The organism is Anaerolineae bacterium (genome assembly GCA_016931895.1).
In the GTDB taxonomy this organism is placed as follows: Bacteria; Chloroflexota; Anaerolineae; order 4572-78; family J111; genus JAFGNV01.
The window spans coordinates 1-5,997 of the sequence record JAFGDY010000079.1 but is presented as its reverse complement, the minus strand read 5'-3'; the positions used below and the strand labels follow the sequence as shown (position 1 = coordinate 5,997).

General features: G+C 54.0%; 6 protein-coding genes. All 6 read right to left on the bottom strand.

The window, feature by feature from the left end:
* Window positions 1-474, bottom strand: a 474-nt coding sequence (locus JW953_06350) for a hypothetical protein (protein MBN1992306.1), incomplete at its 3' end; no start/stop codon positions are given.
* Between the two features lie 2 nt (window positions 475-476).
* Complete coding sequence (locus JW953_06345; GenBank protein ID MBN1992305.1) at window positions 477-1,364, bottom strand: sugar ABC transporter permease; 888 nt, start codon at window positions 1,362-1,364, stop codon at window positions 477-479.
* Window positions 1,361-2,422: a sugar ABC transporter permease gene (locus JW953_06340; GenBank protein MBN1992304.1), complete on the bottom strand. Its 1,062-nt coding sequence runs from the start codon at window positions 2,420-2,422 to the stop codon at window positions 1,361-1,363. The genes JW953_06345 and JW953_06340 overlap by 4 nt, the downstream gene beginning before the upstream one ends.
* 178 nt (window positions 2,423-2,600) lie before the next feature.
* Window positions 2,601-3,758, bottom strand: a complete 1,158-nt coding sequence (locus tag JW953_06335) for an extracellular solute-binding protein (GenBank protein MBN1992303.1) — start codon at window positions 3,756-3,758, stop codon at window positions 2,601-2,603.
* Between the two features lie 494 nt (window positions 3,759-4,252).
* Window positions 4,253-4,696, bottom strand: coding sequence for a MarR family transcriptional regulator (locus tag JW953_06330; protein ID MBN1992302.1), 444 nt, complete (start codon window positions 4,694-4,696; stop codon window positions 4,253-4,255).
* Between the two features lie 188 nt (window positions 4,697-4,884).
* Window positions 4,885-5,898 carry a metallophosphoesterase gene (locus tag JW953_06325; protein MBN1992301.1) on the bottom strand — a complete coding sequence of 338 codons (1,014 nt, stop codon included), beginning with the start codon at window positions 5,896-5,898 and terminating at the stop codon, window positions 4,885-4,887.
* Window positions 5,899-5,997: the final 99 nt, after the last annotated feature.

Sequence of the window (5,997 nt, the reverse complement as noted above, 5' to 3'; positions counted from 1 at the left end):
GGCGGCAACGGACAGAGGCAGGCGAGGCCGGACGGCGCTGGCCGGGGCCTCAAAGCGACACCCGGCGGGATCGCCAACGGCTACGCCAGGGATAATGAAACGCACGCCGTTAAGCTGTCCCTGCCCCGGCATTTTTTCCGGGGCGCAAACCCGGACGGTTCGTTCTATGAGCGGGCCGAGCAGGTGAAACCGGTCCACCAGCGTTAACGGGCCAAGGGCCAGGGTAACGGCCAGGGCCGTGCCGGTAGCAGTTTTTTCGATGGTGTGCGCCAGGTAACGAGTCGGCTCGTTCAACCATGCCCCATTCAGCCGGGCGTCCAGCGCGGCCCTGCCCCCCTGGATCACCGAGTCGCCGTCGGGCGGCGAAAGGTGAACCAGCGCCCCGCTCCGGCGATCAAGGCCGAGGGTGAGGTCAGGGGTAGTCAGCCAGATCAGGTGAGCGGGGTTGGGGTTTGGTTGGGTATGCGCCGGCATTGCTACCCTTTCACGCCGCCCAGGGTGAGGCCGGAAATGAGCCAGCGAGATGAGTACAGGAAGAGGACCAGGACCGGGATGGTGACCAGCACCGAACCGGCGGCAAATTGGCCCCAGGCAGTTTGAAATTGGCCCTGTAAAGATTGCAGCCCCAGGGGCCAGGTCCAGATGGCGGTGGCGTTGGCCAGCAGCACCCGGGCCAATAGATAGTCGTTCCAGGCCGTCATAAAGCTGAATAAAAAAACAATGGCCAGGGCCGGGGTGGAGAGAGGCAGGATGATGCGATAAAAGGCCGACAGGCGCCCCGCGCCATCAATCATCGCGGCCTCCTCCAGATCAAGGGGGATAGTGTCGTAGTAGCCTTTTAGAATCCAGATACTGAAGGGGATTGAACTGACCGAATAGGCAATGACCAGGCCGCGGTAGGTACCCACCAGGTTCAATCGCACGGCCAGGATGAAAATGGGCACCATCAGCATGGCGGCCGGGATCATTTGGGTGGCCAGTAGAAAGATCAGGCCGCTGGTGCGCCCCGGAAATTTCCAGCGCGAAAAGGCGTAGGCCGAGGTGGAGGCCAGAATAACGCCAATGATGGCGGTGGAAACGGTAATGGCCAGGCTGTTCCATACCCATAACAGCAAGTTTTGATCAAGCAAAACGGTAACGTAGTTATCTAACGTGGCATCTTCCGGGATGATGGCCAGCGAGGTGGAGAGCAGCCGGTTGCCGGGGCGAAGGGAAACGCTGACCACCCGCAATACCGGGTAAACGGCAATGATGGAGCTAAAGATCAGGGTCAGGTGGATCAATAATCGTTTAAATGGGCTATCGCCGCGCCGGGCTTTAAAAAAGCTGCTAAAGGCGCCGGTTTGTTTGGCAGTAACGCTCATAGTTTCACCTCCTTTAAGGTGCCGGTGACGTGGATGTAAAAAATGGAGTAGAGCAATAGAATGATAAAAATGACAAAGGCAAAGGCGGCAGAGAAGCCATAACGGTTATACTGGAACGCCGCCCGGAAGAGGGCCGTCACCAAAATATCACTGGTTTCCAGTTCAAATTGGTTGATAAAGAAGGGCACATTGAAGTTGTTGAAGGTCCAGATTGTGCCCAGGATAATGGCCGGGGTCATCACCGGTTGCAGCAAAGGCAGGGTGATATTTCTGAATTGTCCCCAGCCGCCGGCCCCATCAATTTCCGCGGCTTCGTAATATTCGCGCGAGATACTTTGCAATCCCCCCAGCAAAATGACCATCATAAAGGGAATGCCCAGCCAGATGTTGACCATACACATGGCAATAAAATTCCAGGTGGGATCGGTTAACCATTTGACGGGTTCCAGCCCAATTTGAGTGAGCATTATATTGGGGAAGCCGTATTCAAAATTGAATTCGCCCCGCCAGGCCAAAACCGCAATAACCTGGGGAATGGCCCAGGGCAGGATGAGCAGGGTGCGGTACAGCGCCCGGCCCCGCATCGGCCGGTTGAGCAGCATGGCCAGGCCCAAACCGCCCAATAGGTGAAAAACAAGGTTGATAAAAGTCCAGAGAATGGTTCTAAAAAAAACGGGAAAGAAGTAAACCTGTTTCAGCACCGGCAGGCGAAAGACGTCGGCATAGTTTTTTAACAGGCAATCAAATAACCAGGAGTTGATGGCGGCGGGATCGGCAGCCTGGCAAACCAGCCAGGTGTATTCGGCTTTGTCGCCAAAGCGGCGCAGGCTCATGTTGGTGAACGAGAGATTCAATTCCCACAACAGGGGATAAACAATCAGGGCCGCCAGGCCGACAATGCCCGGCCCAAGCAACATTGCCGGCAGGGTGTACCGGCTTTTTAACACTTTGCCCATTATCAAGTAAATTAGGATTTCCAGGAGAATAGTCCCCACCAAGATAAATAGGACGGTAGAGCCTACCTGTCCCAGACTGCTCGTAATGACCTCAAATGTCAGGTTTTCCATAATTTTTTGCTCCTTTGGCCAAAAAACGATCAGCCCTGCTATAGACGTTTAGAAAAAGTTTTTGGATTTTTGCCCGGTAGAGACAGGACATTGTCCTGTCTCTACGCAAAAACATCTACAAAAAAGAGGCCAGGAACAGTTGTTTGTTCCTGGCCTGGTGTTGGTCCGTTTATTCCAGCGTCAGAATACAGGCGTCGGCGGCTTGTTGCATGGCCGCAGCGGCCTCTTCAGGGGTTTTGGTGTCGTTGAGTACGGCTTGCATTTCCGGTTTCATGGCGTCCCAGTTGCAGCGCATTTCCAGCACGGTGGGCATTGGCGTGCCAACCACCATCTGATCGGCCGAACCTTTGAGGATGGGGCTGGAGGTAACCAGCGGGTCATCCAGGGCCGCTTTCAGAGCGGGCAAACGATTAAGTTTGGCAATCATCAGGGCCTGGTTATTGGCGCTGGTAGCAAATTTCACAAAATCAACTACCGTGGCCAATCTGTCGCTGCCTTCCAGGGCGGAGGGAATCATAAAGTAGGTGCCCGCCGTGTAGGGGCGAGGCCAGTCGGCGCCGCTGATTTTGGGAATGCGGGCCACGCCCAGGTCGTCGCCAAAAATGTCGGCGTAACCGCCCAGGCTCCAGTCGCCGTTGATGATCATGGCCGCTTTCCCTTCTTTGAAGAGGGTGTCGGAACCATCGTAATCGCTCTCGGCCGGGTAAACTTCTTCTTTGAATTTCAAGTCGTACAGCAGTTGCAGGGTAGAAACCATTTCCGGCGTATCCAGGGTGGGGGTTACGCCATCATCGGCAAAAACCTTGCCGCCAAAACCACCCAGCCAGGGCACCAGCCAGAACGGCTCGGTTTGGTTCCAAACCAGGGGCACAATATCTTGGGCTTTGAGGTCTGTGGCAGCCGCAATAAGGGCATCGGTATCGGCAGGAGCTTCCTCAATGAGGCTTTTGTTATAGAGCAACATCAGGTGGTTGCCGTTGGCAATGGGCACGCCCCAGGTTTTGCCGTCCAGCTTGGCGGCTTCCAGGGCGGCGTCTACATACAGGCTGAGATCAAACAGATCGTCAACCGGCATAATTAATTCAGCCGCGGTAAAGGGGCCGGCATGGTCGTTTACCGTCCACAGCAGATCGGGCGAAGTGCCGGCCAGGGCCGCGGTCTGAAAATCTTCGCGCAAAGCCTCAACTTCCTTGTTAACCACTTCAAAGGTGACGTTGGGGTGAAGTTCGGTATAAGCGTTGGCCAATGATTGCACAAATTGCAGCCCGCCATCGGCTTCGCCTTCTTTGGTCCAGAGGATAATGTTGACCGGCTCCATCTCGGCCATCACTTCAACCTCTTTCACCACCTCCACCTCTTTGGTGACCACCACTTCTTTTTCCACCTCTTTCACCGTTTCCACCGTTTCTTTGACCACCACGGTTTCAACGACTTTTTCCGGCGCTGGCGCGGCCCCGCCGCAAGCGGCCAGAACGACCAGAGCCAACAGAGCAACAAACAAAATCAAGATATTCTTTTTCATGATTTGGGTCTCCTCCACATACGGTTTAATAGTTTGAATTTTGTTTTTTCATTCTGACTAACTACTTTGGTTACTACTCAACCCTATGTCATTTCGAGGCCGGAGGCCGAGAAATCCCTGAGTAGGCTGATTCAAGTTCACAACCAACAGGTATACTCGGCTCACTTTTTGCCAGACGCCAAGCTTTATAGCAATGACTGCGGGGATTTCTCGCTATCACTCGAAATGACATGTTTGAAAAGTACCACTAACATCATCTGAATATCTGAGGCGTCATCACCCCCTTTCAAGGAATACTTCTATTGTATTTGGCTAATGTGTTCTCGCAGGCTGTCGCGCAAATGAACCAATAATTGATTGAGCGCGGCCTGCTCCGTGGGCAACAATGTTTTAAACCTTTCTTCAATGCTGGTTTGGTGGGCGGCAATGGCGCTTTCGCGGAGGCGAACACCGGTTTCGGTGAGTCTCACCGAAACGTAACGCCGGTCCTGGGTGTCGCGCTCGCGGGTAACTAAGCCTTCTTGCTTCATCCGTTCTACCAGGCGGGTGGTATTGCTTTTATCGCACAGCAGGCAACGGCTCAAGTCGTTGATGCTCATGCCCTGGTTCTGGTTAAGGTGATACAAAATATTAAATTGGCGAATAGAGAGATTATGCTGGCGTAGGGCGCGCCGGTCGGCGTCGTCCAGCAGGATGAAGACCTCGGTTAACAACCGATAGAGGGTTATGGAAGCGGATTCCATGACTCACCGTTGAGTTTTGGTAAAAAGAAGATAATTTTGATTGACCGACCTGACGGATACAGTTGCGAGTTAAACTGTTGATAATTAAACAGTTGACTTATCAACTATAAATCAAGCCCATTATATCTGTTTGGTTTGATTTGTCAAAAAGGCGTAGTGGAAATTTTTGGTTGATATTTTTGGCGGGGTTACCGATACACGCTGGCCAGGCCGCTTAATAAATTTTCAATTGTCTTAACCGGCCGGGCCGTATCAAACAGTAAATATTGGCCTGCCTGGCGGGGAGTGGCGTTGCGTCCGCTGGCCAGCCGCAGGTGGCGGTGACCAATGATTTGATGGCCGCCGCGAATGGGAATATGCCCGGCCAGCAAAACTTGCTGGGGGAAAAAATTCACCGACACTTCTTGGAGCATGGCGTGCAAAAAGATGCCGTAGTCGGGCAAGCCATACTCCTTTTCACAACGGGTGAACAGGGCCGGCCAGAGTAACTCGTCAAAAGTGGGATGGCTGCCGGCAATGAAGCCGCGCAGTAAATCATTGTAGCGGGGATCATCCGGCCCGGACACGGCCAGGTAAGCGCGGGCCAAAGCCTGGTAAGAGGGCGCTTGGTGGAGTTTGGCATAACCCTGGCGCAAACTTTCTATATCTTCCTGGCTCAGAATCTCATCGGCCCAGCGCAAAAGACTCTGGTGATCCCAATTAAAGAGTTGGGCTGCCGCCCCTGGGCTAACATAAGGGGCCGCGGCCCCGGCGTGGGTTATGGTCACACCGGCGCGGGTGCGCAGGTAAAAAGGCAGCGCGTTGAACAGGGCCAGCACCTCTGCCCGGCGTTGGCTCTGGTTAAGGGCTGCCTCAAAAGCCGGGGTGTAGCTTCTTTCCCCTTTGGCCAAGGTCATGGCGTAAATGTGCGGCAGTTCGTGATTGCCGCACAGATAAATGATGGCCGGACCGTAGCTGGCTTGCAGGGCCAGCACGTCGAGCGCCATATCCACCGATTGGTCCGGTTGGTGGGGGTCGTCGGCATGGATGAGGTCGCCGGTAAAAATGAGATAATCGGCCTGGCCGCCGGCGTGTAAATCCACAAAACGGTCGCGGTAACGCCGGTAGGTGTCCCCGTCGCCGTGCAAATCGGTAACGACCATGGCCATGCCCGCTTCCAGCGACCAGAGCCGGGGGTAGGCTTGGGTTAAAGGAGTGGTCATAAGAATCTAAAGAGTTACTACTTTGACAATGTTAGATTATTATGTTCAGTAATAAGATTCATCAAGGACTACGAGAATTATAAAGACGGGATTTGCGAG

Coding starts and splice junctions, on each gene's coding strand:
- JW953_06335 (MBN1992303.1), bottom strand. CDS start 3,758: ATGGCCGAGATGGAGCCGGTCAACATTATCCTCTGGACCAAAGAAGGC.
- JW953_06330 (MBN1992302.1), bottom strand. CDS start 4,696: ATGGAATCCGCTTCCATAACCCTCTATCGGTTGTTAACCGAGGTCTTC.
- JW953_06325 (MBN1992301.1), bottom strand. CDS start 5,898: ATGACCACTCCTTTAACCCAAGCCTACCCCCGGCTCTGGTCGCTGGAA.
- JW953_06345 (MBN1992305.1), bottom strand. CDS start 1,364: ATGAGCGTTACTGCCAAACAAACCGGCGCCTTTAGCAGCTTTTTTAAA.